Below are 25,129 nucleotides of genomic sequence, written 5' to 3' on the forward strand. Positions count from 1 at the left end.
GCATGGCGTGGGTGAGTAAAGACTCGGCGACGTTGACTTCGGTGACTCAGCGGAGACGGCCGGCGCCCCAGTGCTCGGCCGCCAACTCTTCGCCCCTAAACGGCCCACACAGGGACGCTCAGCCGGTGCTTCGTTCGGATGGCCGCACAGTTGCGAGAGCGTCTTGCCCGGTTCAGCCGTCCAGTCGACACTCGGGCGCACGCGGACAAGGAGCTTAGAAGCAACGCGCCGGAGCGCCCGCCTGGTACGCGACGTTGGTGCCGATCAGTCTGCGACAAGCGTGGCCAGGAGATGAAGGACGGACTGAGGCGTGTAATCCGGGACGTCACCCATGGCTCGCCTCACAAGCTCACGCTTGAGGTTGCTCTGGTACCTCCTGAGAGAAGGAAATTCGTCGACGACTCGATTCTCCAGGTCATGGCCCCGCTCCTCCAGGATGACCTGCGACACGTCGACGTGAAACCCTCCTCGGTAAGCGCAAGAGACGGTAGGGCCAGGCAATTGCAAGCGCTGGCTTATAGCGTCTGCCAAGGGCTGAGCGTGCTTCGGCCCAAGCTCGAAGTGGCGCACTTGTGGCGGGAGCCCGAGGTCCGCGGCTGACACCATCTGTTCGCGCAGGAGGAAAGTCCCAAGCAGCAGAGGGTCGAACACGAGATTCTCAATCGAGTGACGGTCGTCGATGAAGTGGACGTGAGGTGGCGCCGCGCTGCGGTTATCTCGATCCACGACTCCGAAGACTGTACTTGCACCTGTGCCACGCAGGTCCGTAACCAGCCGATTAACGGCGTCGCACCCACCGCCCACATCTCGCCTGCCGGCGGCGATGAACTCCAGAGACTTCTCGGGCGACAGGTCGTTCTTGTGTATGGAGAAAATCTCCTGGAAGACCGCTTGGTCATATTCGCTCTCAACGAAGACCTGTCGCCTATTCTCCATTCGCACGCTTAGTGATGAAATTCCTACAGTCAAAGCGCTGACCGCTTCGTCTGACGATGCGGCTCTGAGCCTGCTCCCGTAGCGACTCATGATGTGAACGGCACCCTCGGGCGCTAGGGCTACCGTAGTCGGCGAATGGGTGCTGAGGATGACGTGAACGCCGTACTGCCTCACGAAGACGTCTTCGATCACCTGTATGAGGCTCTGCACCATCGACGGATGAAGGCTCGCGTCAGCTTCGTCCAGCAGGAGAAGGCGCGGCAACTCGATCGCCTCACTCATCCGCGTACCGGAGAATAAGCTGATCGCAATCGCCAAGATTGTTCGCTCACCTGAGGACAGCTCGGCGGGCCTCACGGCGACGCCCTCGGGGCCTATGAGCGCGGCCTCGTAATTCGCGGTGTCACTCCCCTCCGGCGGTGGCACGAACCTGTAGTTCAGGCCCAGCAGCGTCAAGACGTCGTCGAGGACCGACCACGGCGGAGCTCCGAACCGTGACTCGAACTCCTCATCCGAAAGCGCCGTCCCCCGACCCTTTGTATGAAGAACATATTGGGCGACATCGTTGAGATGCCGCCGGTGTGCATAGGAAAGGAATACCTCACTAATCGAGGTCGTGAAGGGATCTTTGATGCCAGATACCATCGGGCCGAAGTTCTTGAAGTCGTCAAGACTGAACTCGTCCAGCTGCTTACCGGCCTGTTGCTCCATACGAATGAGCGCTGCGCGAGTCAGTAGACGACTGCTATCAAGATTTGAATAAAGCCATGACAGGAACTGATCGCGCGACGGGAAATTCGCTTTGTTGGACAGCCAAGACTGCACCGTGTTGTAAAGCTGCGCCCAAGGTTCGAGGAACTGGGCGACACTTGTGGGTGCATCCGCGTTGGCGATCAACTCGCCGAGACGGAAAAGACGAACCTGCACTCCAGTCTGGAGGTGCCCGTACTCGTCGAAAATAACTGCGTTGTCGTTCAGTGCTTCAAGCAAGTTTGACTTGCCGGACCCATTCGCGCCCGTGAGGACCGTGAGCAAGGGCAAAGTCACGCCGTCGACTGATCCTGGCTGAAGTGACCGAAAGGGCCTGTTTGTACGAAGCGGCACGTGTCAACGCTAGCCGTTGCCGACGGCCGGTGTCGGCCCGTGCAAGCATGTCGAGCAGGCTAGGCCCGAGAATCTACTCAAGCCGCCATCTCTGCCGGTGTCCCTGAAGCCGCCCTCAGGGCGAAGGCTGCCGGGCGGCGCGGTTCTAGCGACCTTCGGCCAGTAGGAGGGCCTCGATCGCTACGCGAACTTCGGGAGCGTCGGGCTGGACCTGAGGCCGGAACCGGGCAACTACCTCAAGACGTGATGAGCAGAGGAACTTCTCGAAGTTCCACTGGACTTCGCCCGCCGCGCCGCTGCTGTCGGCCGCCTGGGTGAGCTGCTGGAACAGCGGGTGCGCGCCGGGTCCGTTGACCTCCAGCTTCTCGGTCATCGGGAAGGTGACGCCGTAGGTGGCCGAGCAGAACGCGGCGATCTCCTCCGCCGTCCCGGGCTCCTGGCCGGCGAACTGGTTGCACGGGACGCCGACGACGGTGAACCCGCGGCCGGCGAACTCCTCGTGCAGCTGCTCGAGCTGCCGGTACTGCGGGGTCAGCCCGCACCTGCTCGCCACGTTGACCACCAGGGCCGGCCCCCCGCCGGCGAGCTGCCGGAGGGTCGCCGGTTCGCCGGCGAGCGTGCTCAGGGGCAGGTCCAGCAGGTCGCTCACGCGCGGGTCTCCCTCAGTCGAGGCTGCTCAGGTCGTCGGGGACGTCGACGGCGTTCTGGCGCAGCGCCTCCAGGGGTACCACCTCGAGCGCCCGCTCGTTGGTGGCGGCCAGCACGACCCCCGCCGCGGCACCGGCCTGGTAGGCCTGCAGCCACCTGGTGGCCACCACGCACCAGCGGTCGCCGGGGCGCAGCCCGGGGAAGCCGTACTCGGGGCGCGGGGTGGAGAGGTCGTTGCCCAGCTCCGCCTGCAGCGCGAGGAACTCCGCCGAGACGACGACGCAGACGACGTGCCGGCCCAGGTCGTCCGGGCCGCTGGTGCAGTGCCCGTCGCGGTAGAAGCCGGTGAGCGGGTCGGTGCCGCACGCCTGCAGTGCACCGCCGAGCACGTTGCGCTCCTCGCCGGGGTCGCGCACGGGGCCTCCTCGCGTCGCTGCGCCGTGGCCGGCGCCCGCCCAGGATGGCAGGGTGCGGACGTGGTCGACGTCCTCTGGCAGCCCACCCCCGAATCCGCCCGCGCCACCCGGGTCGCCGCGTTCGCGTCCTGGGTCGAGCAGCGCCGCGGCCTGTCCTTCGGCGACCCGCCGGGCTACGACGCGCTGTGGCGCTGGTCGGTCGAGCACCTCGACCAGTTCTGGGGCGACCTCGCCCGCTGGGCCGGCGTGCTCGACGTCCCGGACGAGCGGGTGCTCCCCTCGCGGGAGATGCCGGGAGCGGTGTGGTTCCCCGGGACGACGGTGAACTACGCCGAGCAGGTGTTCCGGGCGGCGTCGGACGCCCACCCCGCGCTGGTCGTCGCCGCCGAGGACGCCGAGCCCTACGAGGTCTCCTGGGCCGAGCTCCGGTCGCAGGTGGGCGCGTTCGCCGCGACGCTGCGCCGCGCGGGCGTGCGGCCGGGGGACCGGGTGGCCGGCTACCTGCCGCACGTCCCCGAGGCGGTGGTCGCGTTCCTCGGCGCGGCCTCGATCGGCGCGGTGTGGTCGTCGTGCGCGCCCGACTTCGGCACCCGCGCCGTCCTCGACCGGTTCGCCCAGATCGAGCCCACCGTGCTGGTCGCCGTCGACGGCTACCGGTTCAACGGGACGGACCACGACCGGCGCGACGTCGTCGCCGAGCTGCGGGCCGGGCTTCCGACCGTGCGGACGACGGTCGCGGTCCCCCGGCTGTTCCCGGACGAGGTGCCCGACGACGCGCTGCCCTGGGCCGAGGCGGTCGCCGACGCGCAGGACCCGGTGTTCGAGCCGACGCCCTTCGACGCGCCGCTGTGGATCCTCTACTCGTCCGGGACGACCGGGCTGCCCAAGGGCATCGTGCACGGGCACGGCGGGGTGGTGCTCGAGCAGCTCAAGTCGGGGCTGCTGCACCAGAGCCTCGGCCCCGGTGACCGCTTCTACTGGTACACCTCGACCGCCTGGATGATGTGGAACGTCGTGGTGTCCTCGCTGCTCAGCGGGGCGACGGCGGTGCTGCACGACGGCGCCCCGGCGTACCCGTCGGTCGACGCGCAGTTCGCCCTCGCCGCCCGCGTCGGGGTCACGCTGCTGGGCACCAGCCCCGGCTACCTCGCCGCCTGCCAGAAGGCCGGGGTGCGCCCGGGGGAGCAACACGACCTCTCGGCCCTGCGGGTGCTGGCCTCCACGGGCTCGCCGCTGCCGGCCGCCTCCTACCTCTGGGTCTACGACGCCGTCGGCACCGACCTGCAGCTCACCTCGGCGTCGGGCGGCACCGACGTCGCCACCGGCTTCATCGGGTCCAGCCCGCTGCTGCCGGTGACGGCCGGCGAGCTGCAGCGGCCGATGCTCGGGGTGAGGGCCGAGGCGTGGGACGAGGACGGGCAGCCGGTCGTGGGCGAGCTCGGCGAGCTCGTGGTCACCGAGCCGATGCCCTCGATGCCGCTGCACTTCTGGAACGACCCCGACGGCGCCCGCTACCGCGCGGCCTACTTCGAGCCGTGGCCCGGAGTCTGGCGGCACGGCGACTGGCTGGAGATCACCGAGCGCGGCACCTGCATCATCACCGGCCGCTCGGACTCCACGCTGAACCGCGGCGGCGTGCGCATGGGCACCGCCGACATCTACGCCGCCGTCGAGGCGGTCCCGGAGGTCGTCGACTGCGTCGTCCTCGGGGTGGAGCTGCCCGAGGGCGGCTACTGGATGCCGCTGTTCGTGCAGCTGGCGCCCGGCGAGGAGCTGACCGACGAGCTGGTCGGCCGGCTGAAGGCGGCGATCCGGGCGAACGCGAGCCCGCGGCACGTGCCCGACGAGGTCATCGCCGTCCCCGGCGTGCCGCACACCCGCACGGGCAAGCGGCTGGAGGTGCCGCTCAAGCGGCTGTTCCAGGGCGTCGACCCGGCCAAGGCGGTCAACACCGGTGCGGTCGACGACGCCTCGCTGGTCGAGCACTACGTGCGGCTGGCCCGTTCCCGCCACGGGTGAGGCTGGTCACCTCGGCGGATGACGCCGGCCTGCGGGGGGAAGGTCCACCCGCCAAGGTGTAGTGATCACCGCCCTCAGCGAGGAGGACGAGCCATGACGAGCGCCGACGAGGTCCTGGAGCCGCAGCCCCCCGTGCTGCTGCCGCCGTGGCACACGCCCGAGCGGGAGGCGCTCCAGGAGCAGGCCCGCCGGTTCGCGATGGAGGAGGTCCTCCCGGTCGCGAACGAGCTCGACCCGCAGAAGGGGCTCATCCCGGCCTCCCTGCTCGACCGGCTGGCCGAGCTCGGCTACTTCGGCATCACCGTGCCGGCCGAGGCCGGCGGCCTGGGCCTGGGCGTCTTCGAGTACTGCATGGTGAGCGAGGAGCTGGCCCGCGCCTGGATGTCGACGGCCAGCATCCTGGCCCGCTCGCAGGGCCTGGGGACGGCGGTGCCCGATGCGGAGCGCCGGCGCGACCTGCTGGCGCGCAGCGCCCGCGGCGAGTGGATCGGCGCGATCGCGCTGTCCGAGCCCGATGCGGGCTCCGACCTGGCCGGGGTATCCACCCGTGCCGTCCTGGACGGCGACGAGTGGGTGGTCACCGGCCGCAAGCGCTGGTGCGGCAACGCCGAGGCCGCCGACTTCATCCAGGTGCTGGTGCGCGAGCGGGATCCCGAGGAGGGCGAGTCCCGGTCGGCCGGGCTGCTCAACCTGCTGCTGGAGAAGAAGCGCGGCGAGTTCCCGGAGGGCCTCTCCGGCACCCCGATCGACAAGATCGGCTACCACGGCTTCCTGACCTGGGACCTGACCTTCGACGGCGTCCGGATCCCCCGCGAGAACGTGGTCGACCAGGCCAAGGCCGCGCAGGAGGACAGCGCGGAGGAGGGGAAGGCGGCCGAGCAGGCGGGGTTCGCCGAGGCGCAGAAGTTCCTCAACACCGCCCGGGTGCACACCGCGGCCCGGGCCGTCGGGCTGGCGCGCGCGGCGCTGGAGGACTCGATCCTGTACCTGCAGGAGCGCGAGCAGTTCGGCCACCCGATCGGCGACTTCCAGGCGCTGCGCTTCGCCGTCGCGGAGATGGCCGCGCAGATCGAGCAGTCCCGCGCCTTCTACCGGCAGGTCGCCCACCTGCTCGACCTGGGCCTGCCGGTGGCCAAGGAGGCCTCGATGGTGAAGCTGGAGGCCACCGAGATGTCGGTGCGGGTGACCAACCAGGCCATGCAGCTGCACGGCGGCAACGGCTACACCACCGAGCGGCAGGTCGAGCGGCACTGGCGCGACGCCCGGCTCACCACGATCTTCGAGGGCACCAGCGAGATCCAGAAGCGGATCATCAGCGACCGCCTGCTGCCCCGGTCGCCCCTGTCGTGAGCGCGCAGTGATCACGCGGTCAGGCGGATCGGCATCAGCAGGCTGACGTCGCCGGGACGCCGCGGGTCGCGGATCGCCAGCGGCGCCAGCGGGCCGTCGAGCTCGAGCACCAGCTGCCCGGCGCCCCCGGCGTCCAGCGCCTCGAGCAGGAACGCGCGGTTCACGCCCATCTCGACGTCGCCCAGGGTCAGCACGGTGGCGGTCTCCTCCGCGCCGTCCGGGCCGGTCGGGACGGTGCGCGTCGGCGCCTCCGCCAGGATCGTGCGCAGCTCGGCGGCGTCGACGTCGAGGCGGTGCTCCGCGCCGGCAGGCAGCACGCGGCGGTAGTCGGGGAACTCCGCATCGAGCCGGCGGCCGCGCACGGTCCCGACGACGACGTCGTCGCCGTCCAGCTCGACCGTGACCGGGCCGGTGGTCTCGCCGGCCAGCAGCTGGTCGACCAGCGCGACCGGCAGCAGCACGCTGGCGGCCGGGCCCTCCAGCGTGGCGTCGAGGGACGCGACGGCCAGCCGGTAGCGGTCGGTGGCGGCCAGCCGGACGGCGCCGTCCCCGGCGTCGAGCAGCACGCCGGTGAGCATCGGCAGCTCGGGATCGGTGCCGACGGCGTAGCGCACGGTGCGCAGGGCGGCGCGCAACGCCTCGGCGGTGGTGGTCAGGCGGGTGGTCATGGGGCTCTCCAGGCTCAGCAGGGTGCGGGCAGCGGAGAGCTCACGGCGGGCGTCGGCGAGCCCCTGCTCCAGGCGCGCGAGGTGCGCCCGGAGCAGGCGGTCGACCAGGGCGGCGTCGTCCCGGTGCTCGAGCAGCCGGCGGACCTGGGGCAACGGCATCCCCACCCGCCGGAGGCGGGCCAGCAGCCGGGCGGTGACCACCTGGTCGTCGCTGTACCGGCGGTAACCGCTCCACGGGTCCACGGCGGCCGGCACGAGCAGCCCGGCACCGTCGTAGAACCGCAGGGCGCTCACCGACAGGCCCGACTCCCGCGACATCTCGCCGATCCCGCGCATGCGCTCCTCCACGTCCCCGACCCTCGGGCCTCGACCGGGTCGAGAGTCAACCAGGACCCGCCGCCCGGGTCAGCGGCCCGCGGGCACGGGCTCCGGCGCGGGCGCGGCGGGCTGCTCGGGGCGGTCCGGCAGGCGCAGCCGCTTGAGCAGCAGCGCGTTGACCGCCACCAGGAAGCTCGACCCGGACATCGACAGCGCGGCGATCTCCGGTCGGAGCATCAGCCCGAAGGCCGGCTCGAACACGCCCGCGGCGATGGGCAGCGCGATCGCGTTGTAGCCGATCGCCCAGCCCAGGTTCTGCCGCATCTTGCGCAGCGTCCCGCGCCCGATGACCAGGGCGGTGGGCACGTCCAGCGGGTCGGACCGCATGAGGACGACGTCCGCGGTCTCGATGGCGACGTCGGTGCCCGCGCCGATCGCGATGCCCAGGTCGGCCTGCGCCAGCGCCGGCGCGTCGTTCACGCCGTCCCCGACCATGGCGACACGCCGGCCGGCCGCCTGCAGCTCGGCCACCTTCGCCGCCTTGTCGCCGGGCAGCACCTCGGCGATCACCGAGCCGATGCCGAGTTGGTCGGCGATCCGGCGGGCGGTGGCCTCGTTGTCGCCGCTGAGCATCACGACGTCGACGCCGGCCTCGTGCAGGGCGGCCACCGCTGCGGCCGCGGTCGGCCGGGCCGCGTCCGCCAGGGCGACGACCCCGGCGGTGCGGCCGTCGACGGCGACCAGCACGGCGGTCCGCCCGCTCCCGGCCCACTCCTCGCGGCGGGCGGCCAGCGCGCCGGGCGGCACGCCCTCATCGGCCAGGAGCTTCGCGCTCCCGACGAGCACCCGCCGGCCGGCCACCACGGCGGAGGCCCCGTGACCGGGCACGTTCCGGAAGCCCTCCGCGGGCAGCACCGGGACGCCGCGGGCCTCGGCGTACCGGACGACGGCTGCCGCCAGCGGGTGCTCCGACTCCCGCTCGACGGCGGCGGCCAGCGCCAGGAGGTCGTCCTCCGCCAGGCCGTCGACCGCCAGGTCGGTGACCTCGGGCTCGCCGCGGGTCAGCGTGCCGGTCTTGTCCATCACCACGGTGTCGATGCGGGCCGAGGCCTCCAGGGCGGTGGCGGTCTTGAACAGCACGCCCCGCCGCGCGCCCAGCCCGGTGCCGACCATGATCGCCGTCGGTGTCGCCAGCCCCAGGGCGTCGGGGCAGGTCACGACGACGACCGTGATGGCGAAGAGCACGGCGGTGGCCACCGAGGCGCCCGAGAGCAGCCACACGGCGAAGGTCAGGCCCCCGCCGATCAGGGCGACGAACACCAGCCAGAACGCGGCGCGGTCGGCCAGCCGCTGGCCGGGCGCCTTGGAGTTCTGCGCCTGCTGCACGAGCGCGACGATCTGCGCCAGCGCGGTGTCGGCGCCGACCTTCGTCGCCCGCACGCGCAGCGTGCCGGTGGTGTTGACCGAGGCGCCGATCACCTCGGCACCCCGCCCCTTGGGCACCGGCAGGCTCTCGCCGGTCACCATGGACTCGTCCACCTCGGACTCGCCGTCCTCGACGACGCCGTCGACGGGGACCTTCGCGCCCGGCCGCACGAGCAGCAGGTCGCCGGCGACGACCTCCGAGGTCGGCAGCTCCACCGGCCGGCCGTCGCGCAGGACCACCGCCCGCGGCGGGGCGAGCTCGAGCAGCGTGCGGATGGCGTCGTTGGCGCCGCCTCGCGCCCGCATCTCGAACCAGTGCCCGAGCAGGACGAAGGCGGTCAGCACCGTCGCGGCCTCGTAGAACACCTCCCCGCCGCCGGTCAGCGTGATGACGACGCTGTACAGCCAGCCGGTGCCGACGGCCACGGCCACCAGCACCATCATGTCCAGCGTCCGCGCGCGCAGGGCCCGGTAGGCGCCGTCGAAGAAGATCCAGGCCGACCAGAGGACGACCGGCAGCGACAGCAGCAGCGAGAAGACGTCGTCGCGCAGCCCGAACGGCGCCGCCAGGCCGAACCCGAGGACGTCGCGGCCGATCGGCGACCACAGCAGGATCGGCACGGACAGCACCGCGGCGACCAGGAACCGGTTGCGCATGTCCCGGGCCATGTCGTCCATCGACATCGAGCCGTGGTGCCCGCCGTGGCCCATGGCCTCCTGCGCGGTCGCCGCCCGGTGCCCGCCGTGCTCGTGCCCCCCGTGTCCGGCCTGCGGCTCGGCGGCCGGGTCGCAGACGTGCGCGGGGACCGACTGCCCGGCGCAGTGGTACCCGCAGTCGCGGATCCAGCCCGACAGCTCTTCCACCGAGGTGCGCGCGGGGTCGTAGGTCACCGTGGCGGTCTGGGACACCGGGTTGGCGTCCACCCGCAGGACGCCGGGCCGCCTGCCGAGCACGGTCTCCGCCACGGACTTCGACGAGGCCCAGTGCACTCCCGAGACCTCGAGGACCGCCGTCGTCTCCTGGACGTTCATGGCCACTCCTCCCGTCGGATCACCGACGGGAGGAAAGGTAGTACCCCTGGGGGGTATACGCAAGGGTCGGGTCAGAGACGCAGGACGCGGGCCTCCCACGGGCGCAGCTCCGCCGGGTCGTCGTCGGGCAGGTTGCCGAGGACGAGCTCGGCGGCCGGCGCCTCGGGCAGCAGCTCGCCCAGCCGCTGCGTGGTCCGCGACAGGTTGCAGACGACGAGCAGCGTGCGGCCGGCCAGCGAGCGGGTGAACGCGTACACCTCCTCGTGCTCGGCGAGCAGCATGGTGAAGTCGCCCAGCGCGACGACGTCGTCGGTGTGCCGCAGCTCGATGAGCCGCCGGTAGTGGGCCAGGACGGAGGTCGGGTCCTCCCGCTGCGCAGCGACGTTCCACTCGACGTGGTCCGGGTTGGCCGCCAGCCACGGCGTCCCGGTGGTGAAGCCGGCGTGCGGCGAGGCGTCCCACTGCACGGGGGTGCGGGCGTTGTCCCGGCTCATCGTCCGCAGCGCGGCCAGCACCTCCGCCGCGTCGTGCCCGGCCGACACCGCGTGCACGTGGTGGTTGAGCGACTCGACGTCGGCGAACTCGTCGAGCGAGCGGAACGGGTAGTTGGCCATCCCGATCTCCTCGCCCTGGTAGACGTACGGCGTCCCCCGGTGCAGGTGCAGCAGCGTGGCCAGGCAGGTCGCGGAGTCACGGCGGTACTCCGGGGAGTCGTCGCCGAAGCGGGAGACGGCGCGCGGCTGGTCGTGGTTGTCCCAGTAGAGGGAGTTCCAGCCGACGTCGGCCAGCCCCGCCTGCCAGCGGCCGAAGGAGGCCTTGAGGTCGCGCATCCGCAGCGGGTGGACGTCCCACTTCGACGTCCCGTGGTCCAGGCCGACGTGCTCGAACTGGAAGACCATGTCCACCTCACCGCGGGCCGGGTCGGTGAACAGCCGCGCCTCCTCGACCGTCACGCCGGGCATCTCGCCCACCGTGAGCAGCCGGTCGGGGCGCCCGGCGAAGACCTCGCGGTGCATCTCCTGCAGGAACTCGTGGATCCGCGGGCCGCACAGGTAGGAGGCCGAGCCGTCACCCAGCGACGAACCCGGCAGCGGGGGCCCGTCGTGCAGGTGCCCGTCCGCGGCCCCGTCCCGGCCGCGCAGGTCCTTGCTGATCATGTTGATGACGTCCATGCGGAAGCCGTCGACCCCGCGGTCGAGCCACCACCGCATCATCTCGTAGATCGCCTGCCTGACCTGGGGGTTCTCCCAGTTCAGGTCGGGCTGCCGGCGGTCGAAAAGGTGCAGGTAGTACTCGCCGCTCGCCTCGTCGAGCTCCCACACCGGGCCGGAGAAGAACGACTGCCAGTTGGTCGGCTCCGCGCCGGGGTCGCCCGCCGCCATGCCCGCGCGCGGGGGGCGCCACCAGTACCAGTCGCGCTTCGGGTTGTCGGTCGACGACCGGGACTCCTGGAACCACGGGTGCGCGTCGCTGGTGTGGTTGACCACCAGGTCCATGACCAGCTTCATCCCGCGGGCGTGCAGCGCGGCGATCAGCTCGTCGAGCTGCGCCAGCGAGCCGAACAGCGGGTCGATGTCCTGGTAGTCGCTGATGTCGTAGCCGTTGTCGGCCTGCGGCGAGGGGTAGACCGGCGAGAGCCAGACGACGTCGACGCCGAGATCGGCCAGGTGGTCGACGCGCTGCAGGATCCCGCCCAGGTCACCGATGCCGTCGCCGTCGGAGTCCATGAACGAGCGCGGGTAGATCTGGTACACGACCGCGCGGGTCCACCAGGGCGGGGTCTGGTCGGGCACGGCGGCTCCTCCGCAGGTCAGGACGGCGGGCCGTGGTGCACCGCCTCGACGTTGTTGCCGTCGGGATCCCGGAAGAAGACCCCGTAGTAGCCCGGGTGGTACTCGGGCCAGATCCGCGGCTCGTGCAGGATCTCCGTGCCCGTCGCCCGGGCGGCGGCGAACACCTCGTCGACAGCCTCGCGCGAGGGCGCCGCCAGCGCCAGGTGGACCGGCCGGTGCCCGGTGTCCTCCATCGGGCTGACCCACAGCTGCGGCTGGCCGTCGGGGCCGCACAGGCCGATCACCGGCCCGCCGGGGGTGTCGATGCGCATGGCCTCGCGCACGCCGCACGCGGCGAAGACCTGCAGGTAGAAGGTGGCCGCCGCCGCGCTGTCGGCGACCTGGAGCCCCAGGTGGTCGATCATGGCGCGGACCGTAGCGGCGGGGACCGACAGCGGGGGCCGCGCGCTGCGCCGTGGGTGAAATGGCGTGCGTCCTGTCGTACCCGTCGTCGACGATGAGCGCCCACCCACCCGCGGAGGACCACCCCATGACCGCCCTGCCGCGCGCGCTCGCCCCGCTGCGGCACGACGCGTACCGCCTGCTCGCCACGTCCCTCGCCCTCTCCCTGCTCACCCAGGGCCTGTGGGCGATCGCGTCGTGTGGCAGGTGGTCGAGCTCGAGGGTGGGCCGGCCGCGCTGTCGCTGGTCACGGGGCTCAGCGCGGTCGGGATGCTGATGACGACGCTGCTCGGCGGCGCGCTGGCCGACCGCGTGCCGCAGCGCCGGATCCTGCTCGCCGTGACGACGGCGCAGACGGTGGCGGTCGCCGTCGCCGCGGTGCTCTCGCTCTCCGGGGTCCTGGAGCTGTGGCAGCTGGCGGTGCTGGCGCTCGCCGACGGCGTCGTGGCCGGCCTCTACTACCCCGCGTACTCGGCGCTGGTCCCCGCGCTGGTGCCCGACGACGAGCTGCTCGCCGCCAACGGCCTTGAGGGCGTGGTGCGCCCGGTGCTGGCCCAGGCCGCGGGACCGGCGGCCGCCGGCTTCCTCGTCGCGGCCTTCTCCCCGGGTGCGGCGCTGGCGGTCACCGCGCTGGCCTCGCTGCTCGCCGCCGCCTGCGTCGCGGGGCTGCCGCGCACGCCCCTGCGCCGGGACGACACGGAGAAGGGAGCCGGCGTCGCGGCCCTGCTGGGGGACGTCCGCGAGGGCTTCGCCTACATGGCCCGCACGCCCTGGCTGCTGGCCACGCTGCTCTACGCGTCGGTGATGGTCCTGGTGTTCATCGGGCCGTTCGAGGTGCTGGTGCCCTTCGCGCTCCAGGACATCGGCGGCGGCCCGCGCGACCACGCCTGGGCGCTGGCCGCCTTCGGCATCGGGGGTGCGCTGGGCTCGGTCGTCGTGGCGTCGCTGCGGCTCCCGCGCCGCTACCTGACGGTGATGAACCTGCTCTGGGGCCTGGGCTGCGTGCCCATGGTGGTCTTCGGGTTCGCCACCGAGCTGTGGCCGTTCTTCGTCGCCAGCGCGGTCATGGGCGCCACCTTCCAGGCCGCGACGGTCATCTGGGGCACGTTGCTGCAGCGCCGGGTGCCGCCCGCGCTGCTCGGCCGGGTGTCCAGCCTGGACTTCTTCATGTCGCTGAGCCTCATGCCGCTGTCGATGGCGCTGGCCGGCACGGTGGGCGAGGTCATCGGCCTGACGACGACGTTCCTGGTCGCCGGGCTGGTGCCGCCGGTGCTCGCCGTGATCGCGATCCTGGTCGCGCGGCTGCCGGCCGACGAGCTGGCCCACCCGCTGGACACCGCACCCCCCGGGGCGGCGGTCGCGGCCCACGTCGAGGAGAGCCCCGTGCCGGCCACTGCTTGGATGGAGCCCGAGGCCGGGAACGCCCCGGCTCGGGAGGGAGAACCGTGGCCGAGCTGAGCCGACCGGACGTCGAGCCGCCGACCGGGCCTGCCCCGGACGACCTGGTGATCGAGGACCTCGTCGTCGGCGACGGCCCCGAGGCCAAGGCGGGCGACCTGGTGAGCGCGCACTACGTCGGCGTCACCCACGACGGCGGCGAGCAGTTCGACGCCTCCTGGGACCGGGGCGACCCGCTGGAGTTCCGCGTGGGCGTCGGCATGGTCATCCAGGGCTGGGACGAGGGCATCGTCGGCATGAAGGTCGGCGGCCGCCGCCGGCTGACCATCCCGGCGCACAAGGCGTACGGCGAGCGCGGCGCCGGTGGCGTCATCAAGCCCGGCGCGACGCTGGTCTTCGTCGTCGACCTCGTCGGCGTCCGCTAGGGGGCGCATGCCCCGGTGCCCTCCGGGGCACCGGGGCTGCCATGACGCAGCCCGCCCCGGCCTCCGAGCACGCCCTGGTGAAGGCGGCCACCGGCGAGGGCGGTGAGTCCACCGCCACCGTCGTCGTCGCCGGGCTGGCGAACCTCGGCATCGCCGTCGCCAAGCTCGTCGGCGGCCTGATCAGCCACTCCTCGGCGATGCTGTCGGAGGCGGCGCACTCGCTGGCCGACACCATCACCGAGGTGCTGCTCTTCGTCGCGCTCAAGCGCGGCGACAAGGACCCCGACGAGCGGCACCCGGTCGGCTACGGCCGGGAGACCTACTTCTGGGCCCTGCTGGCCTGCCTGGCCACCTTCACGCTCGGCGCGGGCTTCTCGATCTGGCAGGGCGTGAGCACCATCCGCGCCGGCGAGGAGCAGGGCGAGCCGCTGATCGCCTACATCGTGCTGGCGATCGCGTTCGTGCTCGAGGGCTCCTCGCTGCTCAAGGCGGTCAAGCAGGTCCGCTCGGAGGCCCGGAAGTGGGGGACGACGCCGCGCCGCTACCTCGCCGAGACCAGCGACACGACCGTCAAGGCGGTCACCTTCGAGGACAGCGCCGCGCTGGTCGGGCTGGTGCTCGCCGCCGCCGGCCTGTTCCTGGAGCACGTCACCGGCGACCCGCTGTGGGACGGCGTCGCCGCGACCCTGATCGGCGTCCTGCTGCTGCTCGTCGCCGGCTCGCTGGCGCGGGCGAACGTCTCGCTGCTCATCGGCCAGTCGATCGCGCCGGGGCTGCAGGAGGAGCTGCGGCAGGAGATCCTGGCGCTCCCGCAGGTCAGCGACGTGCCGTTCCTGCTGACGACGGTCATCGGCCCGGGCCAGCTGATCGTCTCGGCCAAGGTCGACTTCGCCGACACCGCGACCGTGGCCGACGTCGAGCGGGCGTCGGACGAGGCCGAGCGGCGGCTGGTCGCCCGGCACCCCGGCGTCCGCTACGTCTTCCTCGACCCGACGCCCGGCGACGGCCGCGCCCGCGCCGACGTCCACCCCGCGGAGGGTGACGCGCGGAATGGTTGACGCCGCAACGAGGTTGCGCGGGGCATGCAGGTGGAGATCTGGTCCGACGTCGTGTGCCCGTGGTGCTACATCGGCAAGCGTCGTCTGGAGACCGCGCTGAAGCAGTTCCCGCACCGCGACCAGGTCGAGATCGTCTGGCGCTCGTTCCAGCTCGACCCGAGCGTCCCCGAGGGCGAGACGCACGCGACGCTGCCCGCCCTGGCCCGCAAGTACGGCGCCAGCGAGGACCAGATGCGGGCGAACATGGCCCAGGTCGAGGAGGTGGCCGCGGGTGAGGGGCTGCACTACGACCTGGCGAACGGCGTCAGCGGCAACACCCTGCGCGCCCACGAGCTGCTGCACCTGGCCGCCGAGCATGGCCGGCAGGGCGAGCTCAAGGAGCGCCTCCTGCACGCGCACTTCGAGGAGGGGCGCGACGTGTTCGCCGTCGACTCCCTCGTGGCCCTCGCCGTCGAGGTCGGGCTGGCCGAGGCCGAGGTCCGCGAGGTCCTGGCCGACCGCCGCTACCTGCCCGCGGTGCAGGACGACATCGCCACGGCCCGCACCCTCGGCGCGACCGGCGTCCCGTTCTTCGTCGTCGACCGCAAGTACGGCGCCGCCGGCGCCCAGCCCGCCGAGCTGCTGCTGCAGATCCTGGAGCGCGCCTGGGCCGACGCGAACCCCCTGGTCACGCTCCCGGCCGCCGACGGCTGCACCGACGACAGCTGCGCCGTCTAGCCGAGCAGGCCGACCGCCCGGCGCAGGGCCACCTCGGCGTCCGCGGCGAGAGAGCGGACGACATCGGCCGCCGACCGCTCCTCGGTGACCAGCCCGACCGACTCGCCCGCGTAGAGCGGCCCCTGCTCCAGGTCGTCGGTCCGCCGCGCTTCGACCACGCGGCGGGAGGCCTCGTCGTCCCGCGCCAGCTCCTCCTCCCGCCCGTGCCAGGTCCGGGAGAACTGGTTGACCAGGGCCCGGCCGGGCCAGCGCTCCGGCCACGGCAGCCGCTGTGCCACGTCGAAGGCCCGGGTGAGCACGGTGCTCTCGCCCGCCGCGCCCAGCACGCGGGCCCGGGCGGCGGGGGAGTTGGTCGCCTCGGCGCAGGCGAGCAGCGGCGTCCCGATCCACGCGCCCGCCGCCCCCGCGGCGAGGACGGCGGCGAGCCCGGCGCCGGTGGCGATGCCCCCGGCGGCCAGCACGGGCCGGTCGGTGAGCGCGAGGACCTCCTGCAGCAGCGGCAGGGTGGCCCGGTGCCCGGTGTGGCCGCCCGCCTCGGTGCCCTGGGCGACCACGATGTCGACGTCGGCGGCCTCGGCCCGGCGTACGTCGTCGACGGTGTTCACCTGCATCGCGACGGGGATCCCGGCGTCGTGCAGGCGGCGCACGAACGGTGCCGGGTCGCCGAAGGACACCGACACGAGGTCCGGAACGGCGTCGATCGCGGTGTCGAGCAGGTCCGGTCGGTCGGCCAGCGCCCACGCCATCAGCCCGACACCGAACGGCAGCCCGTCGGCGCGGGGGATCGCGCACTGCTCGGCCAGCCACGAGGACGGCGTCGCGCTGCCCACCCCGATCATCCCGAGCCCACCGCCCAGCGAGACCGCCCTGGCGAGCTCGCCGCCCGCGACCCCGGCCATCGGGGCGCCGACGACCGGGGCGGTGAGTGCGAAGCGGCGGGTCAGCGCGGTGGTGAGCACCTGCCCATCCTGCCGCTCACTGCGTCGCGGGACCGCCCTGAGAGGTGCCCTGCAGGCGGCCCAGGAACTCGTGGCAGCGCTTCGCGCGCGCGGAGTCCTGCTCCATCACCTCGCGGAAGAAGGCCGCGATGTCGTCCAGGCCGGCGTTCTCGGCGTCCCGGACGTACTGGCCGTAGTCGTGCCCGGCCTTGAGCGAGTGGTACTGGACGGAGACGAGGTCGTAGAAGACGTCCTCGAAGCCGGTCTCACCGGTGGCCATCGGTCCTCCTCGGTTCAGCTGGCGGGAACGCGCGCAGCCATACCCGGGCCGGACCGATCCGTCACACGGTTCAGGCCTCCGGCGTCTCGGAGAACGCACCGCCGGTGACGTCGCTGCCGCCGGCCTCGTCCTCGAGGTTCGCGCTGGTGGCGAGCTCGTCCTCGCCGGTGGCGGTCGGGTCGTCCTCCGTCGAGGCGAGATCGGCGCCCTGGGCAACGGCGCCGGGGTCGGCCTGGGTCGTGCGGGGGTCGTTCAGCGGGTCCGGGGTGTCGGGATCGGTGACGGTCATGGGCTCCTCCTAACCCGGCCCGGCACGCGGCAACCCCTGGCGGAACGCGTAACTGATGTGTTACGTATTCACCGTGCACGCACTGGAGGCGCTCGCCGACCCCACGCGGCGCGAGATCGTCGCACTGCTGGCGGGCGGCGAACGGTCCGCCGGCGAGGTCGCCGACCGCTTCCCGGTCAGCCGGCCGGCCATCAGCCGGCACCTGCGCGTGCTCCGGGAGGCCGGGCTGGTCAGCGCGCGCACCGACGGCCGGCACCGCTTCTACGCGCTGGACCCGCGACCGCTGCGGGAGCTCGACAACTGGCTGGAGCCCTACCGCGATCTGTGGGCCTCCCGGCTGGATGCCCTGGACACCGAGATCGCCCGCGGACGGCGGGCGCGCACGAACGGAGCGAACCCATGAGCGAGACCACCGAGACCGCCTCCGGCCGCCGCGGCGTCGTCACCAGGCAGCCCGACGGGCGCCAGCGGCTGGAGTTCCGCCGCTCGTGGCCCGATCCGGTCGAGGACGTCTGGGCGGCGCTCACCGAGCCCGACCGGCTGGTCCGCTGGATCGGCACGTTCGACGGAGAGCGCCGCCCGGGCAGCACGGGGACCTTCACGATGACGCACGAGGCCGAGCCGGCCGGCGAGCCGATGCGGATCGTCGAGTGCGACCCTCCGCGGCGCCTGGTCGTCGAGTGGACGCAGGAGGACACCGACGCCTGGCGGATCGACCTCGACCTGTGGCAGGAGGACGGTCGCACCCAGCTGCGGTTCGTCCAGGTCTTCGGCGCCGACGCCGACGTCACCGACTTCGCGATGGGGTGGCACTGGTACCTCGACAAGCTCGCCGCCGAGGTGGCCGGCGCGCCGCAGCCGGGAAGCTGGGACGTCTTCCTGGCCGAGGTCGGGCCGGCCTACGGGCGGACCGCGGCGGGCTGACCCGGTCGCGCCAGCAGTGCCATCGCCACCGCGCCGGCGAGCCCGGTGGCCACGAGCGGCGTCTCGACCGCGTCTGCGCCACCCGGGGTGAGGCGGGCCCGGCAGAGCCGCTCCAGCAGGTAGCCGGGCACCATCACGGTGCTCAGCGCGAGGAGCACCGCGCGGGCCCGCTCGTCGGGCCCGCCGGCCAGCCGGGCCGTCCCCCACGCCTGCGCGATCAGCATCGTGACGGGCGCGCTCAGCGCCGTCCCCAGCACCAGCGAGTCCCGGCCCACCGCGTCCGGGCTGCCGCCCATGAAGGGGGTGTCGTAGGCGCGCCGGCGCCGGAGTGCGACGACCTGGCCGCCGAGGCCGGCTGCGAGCTGGACCGCAGAGACGGCGACGAGCGCCCGACGGTGCGCCATGCGCCAGAACGGTAGGCGCACGGCGCCGGTCGCGGCAGGGGTTGCCGCGCGCATGGTGTGGCCCAGATCGCCCTCGTGCCAGGGGCTTTCGACCTGAGGACAAGACGTCCTATACGTAACATCTCTCACGGTTACAGACGTCTAGAACGTCGGTAGCCTGACGCGATCCGGACCGCCGACAACGGCGTCGGCGGCCCGGATCGACGCCAGCGCCCGGGGCACCGCCGCCCCCGGCGACGCAGAGGATGGAGACGCCGTGACTTCCCTGGCCACCCCCGGTCTCGACAACGCCCCGACCACCCACCCCCGGCTGCTGGCCTGGGTCCGGGAGATGGCGGAGCTGGCGACCCCGGACCAGGTCGTCTGGGTAGACGGCAGCGACGAGGAGTGGGCGCGGCTCACCGGGAAGCTGGTCGACGCCGGCACCTTCACCCCCCTGGAGAAGAAGCCCAACTCCTTCTGGTGCGCCTCCGACCCCAGCGACGTCGCCCGCGTCGAGGACCGCACCTACATCTGCTCGGTCGACGAGGCCGACGCCGGCCCCACCAACAACTGGATGGACCCGGCCGAGATGAAGTCGGTCATGACCGAGCTGTACCGCGGGTGCATGCGCGGCCGGACGATGTACGTCATCCCGTTCTGCATGGGCCCGGTCGAGGCCGAGAACCCGATGTTCGGCGTCGAGCTCACCGACTCCGAGTACGTCGTCGTGTCCATGCGGGTCATGGCCCGCATCGGGCAGCACGTGCTGGACGCCATGGGGGAGGACCGCCCGTTCGTCCCGGCCATGCACTCCCTCGGTGCTCCGCTGGAGCCCGGTCAGGCCGACGTCCCGTGGCCGTGCAGCGAGACCAAGTACATCGTCCACTTCCCCGAGGAGCGGATGATCTGGTCCTACGGCTCGGGCTACGGCGGCAACGCGCTGCTCGGGAAGAAGTGCTACTCGCTGCGGATCGCCTCGGTCATGGCCCGCGACGAGGGCTGGCTCGCCGAGCACATGCTGATCCTCAAGCTGACCAGCCCGCAGCAGAAGGTCTACTACGTCGCCGCCGCCTTCCCGAGCGCCTGCGGCAAGACGAACCTGGCCATGCTCGAGCCCACGATCCCGGGCTGGAAGGTCGAGACCCTCGGCGACGACATCGCCTGGATGCGCTTCGGCGAGGACGGCCGGCTCTACGCGCTCAACCCCGAGTACGGCCTGTTCGGCGTCGCCCCGGGCACCGGCTGGGACACCAACCCCAACGCCATGCGCACCATCGACCAGGGCAACTCGGTGTTCACCAACGTCGCGCTGACCGACGACGGCGACATCTGGTGGGAGGGCATGACCGACGAGGCCCCCGCCCACCTCACCGACTGGAAGGGCCGGGACTGGACGCCGGAGAGCGGCGAGCTCTCCAGCCACCCGAACAGCCGGTTCTGCACCCCGATCACCCAGTGCCCGATCCTGGCGCCGGAGTACGACGACCCGAAGGGCGTGCCGATCTCGGCGATCCTGTTCGGCGGCCGCCGCAAGACCACGATCCCGCTCATCACCGAGGCGCGGGACTGGAACCACGGCGTCTTCATGGGGGCCACGCTCTCGTCCGAGACGACGGCGGCGGCCACCGGTGCGGTCGGCGTCGTGCGCCGCGACCCGTTCGCGATGCTGCCGTTCATCGGCTACAACGCCGGCGACTACTTCGGCCACTGGGTCGAGACCGGCAAGCAGCACGACGCCACCAAGCTGCCGCGGATCTTCTACGTGAACTGGTTCCGCCGCGACGAGGACGGCGGCTTCCTGTGGCCGGGCTTCGGCGAGAACAGCCGGGTGCTCAAGTGGGTCGTCGAGCGGCTCGAGGGCACCGCCGCCGCCGTCGAGACCCCGATCGGCCACGTGCCGACGCCGGACTCCCTCGACGTCGCCGGGCTGGAGATGACCGGCGAGCAGGTCGAGAAGGCGCTCGCGGTGAAGCCGGAGGAGTGGCGCGAGGAGATCCCGCAGATCACCGAGTGGTTCGAGAAGTTCGGGGACAAGCTGCCCAGCACCATGTGGGACGAGCTGGAGATCCTCAAGCACCGCCTGGACGGCTGAACCCCGTCCTGGCTCACCGCCAGGGGTCCTGGCTCACCGTCGACCGTGAGCCAGGACCCGCGGTGATCAGGTGACCTGATCAACGGCGGCCGCACCGGTGATCGACGAGCCCGCCGTCGCGGAGTCGGTTAACTTCGGTAGGCCGCACCCCGGTCGACGGAGGCACTTCCCCACGTGGCGAATCCCTACCTGCAGGTCCTGCGCACGCCGCACGCCCTGCCCATGGTGCTGGCCGCGTTCGTCGGACGGCTGCCGCTGTCGATGGTCGGGCTGGGCTGCGTGCTGCTGGTCGCCTCCGAGACCGGCTCCTACGGCCTGGGCGGCGCCGTCGCCGCCGTCGGGGCGCTCACCACCGCCCTCGCTGGCCCGCTGATCGGCCGGCTCGCCGACACGCACGGCCAGCGCCGGGTGCTGCTGCCGGTGCTGGCGGTCTTCGTCGCGGCAGGAGCGGTCTTCATCGCCGCCGTGCGGGACGGCTGGCCCACCTGGACGGTGTTCGCCGCGGCGGGCGTCGCCGGCACCTGCATCCCGCCGGTCTCCTCGATGATCCGGGTGCGCTGGACCCACCTGCTGCGCGGCAGCCACCGGCTGCACACCGCGCTGGCGATGGAATCCGTCGTCGACGAGCTGGTCTTCATCGCCGGCCCGGTCCTGGTCACGTTCCTGTCCACCACCGGGCACGCCACGTCCGGCGTCGTCACCGCGTTCACCCTCGCCGCCGTCGGCAGCCTGCTGTTCGCCGCCCAGCGGCGCACCGAGCCCCCGCCGGCGCCCCACGAGCACCGCAACGGCCCCTCGCCCATGCGGATCGACGGGCTCAAGGTGCTCTTCGTGGTGGGCGCCGCCGTCGGCGCCGTCCTCGGCACGCTGGAGATCGCGCTGGTCGCCTTCGCCGACGAGAACGGCGTGCGGTCCATGTCCGGTGTGCTCATCGCCGGTCTGGCCGTGGGCTCCATGGCCAGCGGGATCGGCTGGGGCACGTTCCACTGGCGGCTGCCGCTGCGGCTGCGGCTGGCCGGGGTGCTGATCGCCCTCACCGTGCTCAGCGTCCCGCTGCTGGTCATCCGCGACGTCTGGCTGATGGTGCCGTTCGTGGTGCTCGCCGGGATCGCCGTCTCGCCGTCGCTGATCAGCTCCTTCAGCCTGGCGGAGCTGCTGGTCCCGCGGGCGGCGGTCACCGAGGCGTTCACCTGGATCGGCACCTCGCTGGCCCTGGGGGTGGCGATCGGCGCCTCGCTGGCGGGCAAGATCGTCGACGTGTCCGGGGCCAACGCGGCGTTCGTCGTCGCCACCGTCGCGGCGGCCGTGGCGGCCGTCGTCGTCACGCTGGGCCAGCGCCAGCTGCACGTGCCGGCCGAGCACGCGCCGACGCCCGCCCTGGCGCGCTGACGTGAGCCGCTACGAGATCCCCGGCGCGCTCGTCACCGACCGGTCGGTGCCGGTGCCGCTGTGGTGGGGGAGCGACGACGGCGCGGCGACCGAGGTCTTCGTCCGCGAGCTGGTGCACCCCGACCGCCGCGACGCCGACCTGCCCCTGCTGCTCTTCCTCCAGGGCGGCCCGGGCGGCCGGTCGCCGCGGCCCACCCGCGGCGGCTGGATCGAGCGCGCGCTGCGCGACTTCCGGGTGGTGCTGCTCGACCAGCGGGGCACCGGCCGCAGCTCCCGCGTGACGGCGCGGCGGATCGCGGCGTTCGACGACCCGCGCGCCGCCGCGGAGCACCTGCTCGCCTTCCGCGCCGACTCGATCGTCGCCGACGCCGAGCACGTGCGGACGACGCTCTACGACGGCCGGCCCTGGACGACGCTGGGGCAGAGCTACGGCGGGTTCATCACCCTGACCTACCTGTCGTTCGCGCCCCAGGGCCTGCAGCGCTGCCTGGTCACCGGCGGGCTGGCGGGGCTGCGGCCGGACGCGCGGGAGCTGTACCGGCGCACCTATCCCCGCGTCGCCGCGAAGACCGCCCGGTTCTACGAGCGCTACCCCGACGACGTCGCCCTGGTGGCGGGGGTCGCCGACCGGCTCACCGCCCGGCCGGCGCTGCTGCCCGACGGCGACCGGCTGTCGGTGCGCCGGCTGCAGACCACCGGCCAGGTACTGGGCACCAAGGCCGGACCCGAGGAGCTGCACTGGCTGTTCGAGGAGGCGCTGGAGGACGACGGGCTGTCCGACACCTTCCTCGACCAGGTGGCCCGGCGGACGTCGTTCTGGGACAACCCGCTCTACGCCGCGCTGCACGAGAGCATCTACGCCTCCGGGGCCGGCGCGACCGGCTGGGCGGCGGAGGCCGAGCGGGGCCCGGAGTTCGACGGCTCCCGCCGCCCGCTGCCCTTCACCGGCGAGATGATCTACCCCTGGATGTTCGACGAGATCGCCTCGCTGCGGCCCTTCGGCCCGGCCGCGCACGCCCTCGCCGAGATCGAGGAGTTCCCCGCGCTCTACGACCCGGCCCGCCTGGCGGCCAACGAGGTGCCGGTCGACGCCGCCGTCTACTTCGACGACATGTACGTGGACGCGGCGCTGTCCCTGGAGACCGCCGAGGCCGTGGGCAACGTGCGCACCTGGGTCACCAACGAGTTCGAGCACGACGGGCTGCGCACCGGCGACGTGCTCGACCGGCTGCTGCCGCTGCGCTCCCGATGACCCGCGCCCGGCCGGCGGCGGGCGGGGGACGGCGGCTCGGCGTCGCCCCCGAGCGGCTCGGGAGGTGGCTGGACGGCGTCGCCGAGCGGCACGGCGCCTTCACCGAGGTCCGGGCCGACGACGGTGTCGTCCGCGTCACCTGCGCCGACAGCACGACCCTCGCCCTGCGGGCGCCGTTCGGCTGGACGCCGGGGACGCCGCTGCTGGGCACCTTCACCGCGGTGGCCCGCGCCGAGCGGCGGGCCGCGGTGCTGCTGGTCCGCCGAGGGCGCTGGGCGGTGGGCGTCTTCGACGGAGGCCGGCTGGTGGCGTCCAAGGTCGACGCCCGGCAGGTGCAGGGGCGGACGGCGGCCGGGGGCTGGTCGCAGCAGCGGTTCGCCCGGCGCCGGTCGAACCAGACCGACGCCGTCGTCGCGCACGCGGTGGAGACGGCGGTGCGGGTGCTGCTGCCGCACGCCGCGGACGTCGTCGCGCTGTTCACCGGCGGTGACCGCGGCCTGGCCGACGACGTGCTGTCCGACCGCCGGCTGGCGCCGCTGGCCGCGCTGCGCCGGGAGGCGCACCTCGACGTCGGCGATCCGACGAAGGCGGTGCTGCTCGGGACGCCGGCGCAGTTCCGCGCCGTCGAGGTGACGATCGTGGAACCCGCCGACCGCCCCTGACAGCTTTCGGTACCGAGAGCCGGGTGAGGAGCTGCGCTCCCGGTACCGAGAGCTGCGGTCAGGGCTGGAGCACGAGGCGGATCGGGTTGCCCTCCTTGCGGGCGAGCTGCTCGACACCGCTCGCGGCGTCGGCCAGCGGCAGCGTGCCGGAGATCGAGCGGGACAGGTCGAGCCGGCCGTGCCGGATCAGCCGCACCAGCTCCTCGACGTGGGCGGGCTCCGAGCCGTAGTGGCCGAGGATGCGCTGCTGGAAGTAGCTGAACTGCGTGCCGTTGCGGATGGTCAGCGGCTGGTCGGTGAGGCCGACCAGCACCAGCGCGCCGTCCCGCTCCAGGGTGCGCACCGCCTGCTCCCGGACCGGGGGCACGCCGGCGAAGTCGAACGCGTAGGCCAGGCCCGCGCCGCCGGTGAGCTCGCGGACGCGGGCGGCGACGTCCTCGGACGGGTCCAGCGCCAGGTCGGCGCCGAAGTCCATCGCCCGCTGCCGCGCCTCGGGCACCGGGTCGACGGCGACGATCGGGGCGGCCCCGGCCGTGCGCAGCAGCTGCACGGCGTGCGCCCCGAGCCCGCCGATGCCCCAGACGCCGACGGGCTGGGCGGTGCGGACCTGCGCGGTCGCGACGATGGACGCGTACGGCGTCGAGACGGCGTCCGGGACGATGCACGCCTGCTCGAAGGGCAGCTCGTCCGGGATCGGGACCAGCGTGCCGGTGGTGGCCACCGCGTACTGCGCCCAGCCGCCGTCGTAGTCGACGCCGCGGGTGTGCACCCAGCCGCCCTTCTCCTCGCCGGCCTGCAGCAGCACCCGCGTGCCCACGGCCGGGCCGGCGACCCCCGGGCCGAGCGCGGCGACCGTGCCGGCGACCTCGTGGCCGAGCGTCACCTCGTCGCCGGCGAGGAACAGCGGCGAGAGCATCCCCTCGATCAGGTGGACGTCGGAGAGGCAGATGCCCGCCGCGGCCACCCGGACCAGGACCTCGCCCGGACCGGGGGAGGGGGTGGGCACCTCCTTCACCGCGAACGCGCGGGTGCGCACGTCGAGCCGTCCGGCCAGCATCGAGTCGGGGATCGCCTGTGTCATGGCCCCACCCTCCCAAGCAGCTTTCGGTACCGAAAGCCGAGCGGAGGGCGGCAGCTTTCGGTACCGAAAGCCGAGCGGAGGCCGGCGG

The 25,129-nt window shown here is 72.9% G+C and carries 24 protein-coding genes; 12 read left to right on the forward strand and 12 right to left on the reverse strand.

Going from position 1 to position 25,129, the window contains the following annotated elements; translation table 11 throughout:
* Positions 1 to 264 precede the first annotated feature (264 nt).
* From DQ241_RS01885 to DQ241_RS01895, 3 genes are all read right to left on the reverse strand, one after another.
* Positions 265 to 1,983 carry an ATP-binding protein gene (locus DQ241_RS01885; protein ID WP_158545853.1) on the reverse strand — a complete coding sequence of 573 codons (1,719 nt, stop codon included), beginning with the start codon at positions 1,981 to 1,983 and terminating at the stop codon, positions 265 to 267.
* Positions 1,984 to 2,185: 202 nt separating this feature from the next.
* Entirely contained in the window at positions 2,186 to 2,689 is a 504-nt protein-coding gene (locus DQ241_RS01890) for a glutathione peroxidase (RefSeq protein ID WP_113828453.1), read from the reverse strand.
* A 13-nt stretch (positions 2,690 to 2,702) separates the two neighbouring features.
* Positions 2,703 to 3,104, reverse strand: a complete 402-nt coding sequence (locus tag DQ241_RS01895) for a DUF2237 family protein (protein WP_113828454.1) — start codon at positions 3,102 to 3,104, stop codon at positions 2,703 to 2,705.
* 60 nt (positions 3,105 to 3,164) lie between these two features.
* Between DQ241_RS01895 and DQ241_RS01900 the strand changes: the two genes are divergently transcribed.
* Both DQ241_RS01900 and DQ241_RS01905 read left to right on the forward strand, forming a co-directional pair.
* Positions 3,165 to 5,123: an acetoacetate--CoA ligase gene (locus DQ241_RS01900; protein ID WP_113828455.1), complete on the forward strand. Its 1,959-nt coding sequence runs from the start codon at positions 3,165 to 3,167 to the stop codon at positions 5,121 to 5,123.
* Positions 5,124 to 5,216: 93 nt separating this feature from the next.
* Positions 5,217 to 6,473 (forward strand): acyl-CoA dehydrogenase family protein, encoded by a 1,257-nt coding sequence (locus DQ241_RS01905; protein WP_113828456.1) that lies wholly within the window; start codon positions 5,217 to 5,219, stop codon positions 6,471 to 6,473.
* A gap of 11 nt (positions 6,474 to 6,484) precedes the next feature.
* Here the strand turns inward: DQ241_RS01905 and DQ241_RS01910 are convergent, their stop codons facing one another.
* The 4 genes from DQ241_RS01910 to DQ241_RS01925 form a co-directional block, all read right to left on the reverse strand.
* Entirely contained in the window at positions 6,485 to 7,489 is a 1,005-nt protein-coding gene (locus DQ241_RS01910; RefSeq protein ID WP_199583971.1) for a MerR family transcriptional regulator, read from the reverse strand.
* Positions 7,490 to 7,546: 57 nt separating this feature from the next.
* On the reverse strand, positions 7,547 to 9,916 hold the full coding sequence (locus DQ241_RS01915; protein ID WP_113828458.1) for a cation-translocating P-type ATPase: 2,370 nt from the start codon (positions 9,914 to 9,916) through the stop codon (positions 7,547 to 7,549).
* Positions 9,917 to 9,987: 71 nt separating this feature from the next.
* Positions 9,988 to 11,709, reverse strand: coding sequence for an alpha-glucosidase (locus DQ241_RS01920; protein ID WP_113828459.1), 1,722 nt, complete (start codon positions 11,707 to 11,709; stop codon positions 9,988 to 9,990).
* 17 nt (positions 11,710 to 11,726) lie between these two features.
* Positions 11,727 to 12,113, reverse strand: a complete 387-nt coding sequence (locus DQ241_RS01925) for a VOC family protein (protein WP_113828460.1) — start codon at positions 12,111 to 12,113, stop codon at positions 11,727 to 11,729.
* Between the two features lie 220 nt (positions 12,114 to 12,333).
* Here DQ241_RS01925 and DQ241_RS01930 point away from each other — a divergent pair, with 220 nt between their 5' ends.
* From DQ241_RS01930 to DQ241_RS01945, 4 genes are read left to right on the forward strand one after another with little or no spacing between them, the layout of a single operon-like run.
* Complete coding sequence (locus tag DQ241_RS01930; RefSeq protein WP_233492154.1) at positions 12,334 to 13,608, forward strand: MFS transporter; 1,275 nt, start codon at positions 12,334 to 12,336, stop codon at positions 13,606 to 13,608.
* On the forward strand, positions 13,596 to 13,973 hold the full coding sequence (locus DQ241_RS01935) for an FKBP-type peptidyl-prolyl cis-trans isomerase (RefSeq protein WP_113828461.1): 378 nt from the start codon (positions 13,596 to 13,598) through the stop codon (positions 13,971 to 13,973). The genes DQ241_RS01930 and DQ241_RS01935 overlap by 13 nt, the downstream gene beginning before the upstream one ends.
* A gap of 41 nt (positions 13,974 to 14,014) precedes the next feature.
* Positions 14,015 to 15,031 carry a cation diffusion facilitator family transporter gene (locus DQ241_RS01940; protein WP_113828462.1) on the forward strand — a complete coding sequence of 339 codons (1,017 nt, stop codon included), beginning with the start codon at positions 14,015 to 14,017 and terminating at the stop codon, positions 15,029 to 15,031.
* A 24-nt stretch (positions 15,032 to 15,055) separates the two neighbouring features.
* Positions 15,056 to 15,748, forward strand: coding sequence for a DsbA family oxidoreductase (locus DQ241_RS01945; RefSeq protein ID WP_113828463.1), 693 nt, complete (start codon positions 15,056 to 15,058; stop codon positions 15,746 to 15,748).
* On the opposite strand, the gene DQ241_RS01950 is transcribed toward DQ241_RS01945, so the two are convergent.
* The 3 genes from DQ241_RS01950 to DQ241_RS01960 all read right to left on the reverse strand — a co-directional run bounded on the left by DQ241_RS01950 (position 15,745) and on the right by DQ241_RS01960 (position 17,255).
* Positions 15,745 to 16,707, reverse strand: a complete 963-nt coding sequence (locus tag DQ241_RS01950) for a nitronate monooxygenase family protein (protein WP_113828464.1) — start codon at positions 16,705 to 16,707, stop codon at positions 15,745 to 15,747. The two genes, DQ241_RS01945 and DQ241_RS01950, sit on opposite strands and share 4 nt — an antisense overlap.
* A gap of 16 nt (positions 16,708 to 16,723) precedes the next feature.
* Positions 16,724 to 16,966 (reverse strand): acyl carrier protein, encoded by a 243-nt coding sequence (locus tag DQ241_RS01955; RefSeq protein WP_113828465.1) that lies wholly within the window; start codon positions 16,964 to 16,966, stop codon positions 16,724 to 16,726.
* Between the two features lie 70 nt (positions 16,967 to 17,036).
* Positions 17,037 to 17,255: a hypothetical protein gene (locus DQ241_RS01960; RefSeq protein WP_113828466.1), complete on the reverse strand. Its 219-nt coding sequence runs from the start codon at positions 17,253 to 17,255 to the stop codon at positions 17,037 to 17,039.
* Between the two features lie 55 nt (positions 17,256 to 17,310).
* On the opposite strand from DQ241_RS01960, the gene DQ241_RS01965 reads away from it, so the two are divergent.
* Positions 17,311 to 17,658 (forward strand): helix-turn-helix transcriptional regulator, encoded by a 348-nt coding sequence (locus DQ241_RS01965; RefSeq protein WP_233492155.1) that lies wholly within the window; start codon positions 17,311 to 17,313, stop codon positions 17,656 to 17,658.
* A complete protein-coding gene (locus DQ241_RS01970; RefSeq protein WP_113828468.1) occupies positions 17,655 to 18,179 on the forward strand; it encodes an SRPBCC family protein in 525 nt (174 codons plus the stop codon). Before DQ241_RS01965 ends, DQ241_RS01970 begins: the two co-directional genes overlap by 4 nt.
* On the opposite strand, the gene DQ241_RS01975 is transcribed toward DQ241_RS01970, so the two are convergent.
* Positions 18,155 to 18,583, reverse strand: a complete 429-nt coding sequence (locus DQ241_RS01975) for a hypothetical protein (RefSeq protein ID WP_113828469.1) — start codon at positions 18,581 to 18,583, stop codon at positions 18,155 to 18,157. The genes DQ241_RS01970 and DQ241_RS01975 overlap by 25 nt on opposite strands.
* A gap of 256 nt (positions 18,584 to 18,839) precedes the next feature.
* On the opposite strand from DQ241_RS01975, the gene DQ241_RS01980 reads away from it, so the two are divergent.
* The 4 genes from DQ241_RS01980 (at position 18,840) to DQ241_RS01995 (ending at position 23,960) form a co-directional block, all read left to right on the forward strand.
* Entirely contained in the window at positions 18,840 to 20,657 is a 1,818-nt protein-coding gene (locus tag DQ241_RS01980; RefSeq protein ID WP_113828470.1) for a phosphoenolpyruvate carboxykinase (GTP), read from the forward strand.
* 174 nt (positions 20,658 to 20,831) lie between these two features.
* Positions 20,832 to 22,046: an MFS transporter gene (locus DQ241_RS01985; RefSeq protein ID WP_113828471.1), complete on the forward strand. Its 1,215-nt coding sequence runs from the start codon at positions 20,832 to 20,834 to the stop codon at positions 22,044 to 22,046.
* 1 nt (position 22,047) lies between these two features.
* Positions 22,048 to 23,298 carry an alpha/beta fold hydrolase gene (locus DQ241_RS01990; RefSeq protein ID WP_113828472.1) on the forward strand — a complete coding sequence of 417 codons (1,251 nt, stop codon included), beginning with the start codon at positions 22,048 to 22,050 and terminating at the stop codon, positions 23,296 to 23,298.
* The gene (locus DQ241_RS01995; protein WP_113828473.1) at positions 23,295 to 23,960 is read left to right on the forward strand and encodes an acVLRF1 family peptidyl-tRNA hydrolase; all 666 of its coding nucleotides are present in this window, start codon (positions 23,295 to 23,297) and stop codon (positions 23,958 to 23,960) included. The genes DQ241_RS01990 and DQ241_RS01995 overlap by 4 nt, the downstream gene beginning before the upstream one ends.
* 58 nt (positions 23,961 to 24,018) lie before the next feature.
* On the opposite strand, the gene DQ241_RS02000 is transcribed toward DQ241_RS01995, so the two are convergent.
* Entirely contained in the window at positions 24,019 to 25,041 is a 1,023-nt protein-coding gene (locus DQ241_RS02000) for a zinc-binding dehydrogenase (protein ID WP_199583973.1), read from the reverse strand.
* Positions 25,042 to 25,129 lie beyond the last annotated feature (88 nt).

The organism is Blastococcus sp. TF02A-30, from assembly GCF_003319185.1.
Classification (GTDB): domain Bacteria; phylum Actinomycetota; class Actinomycetes; order Mycobacteriales; family Geodermatophilaceae; genus Blastococcus.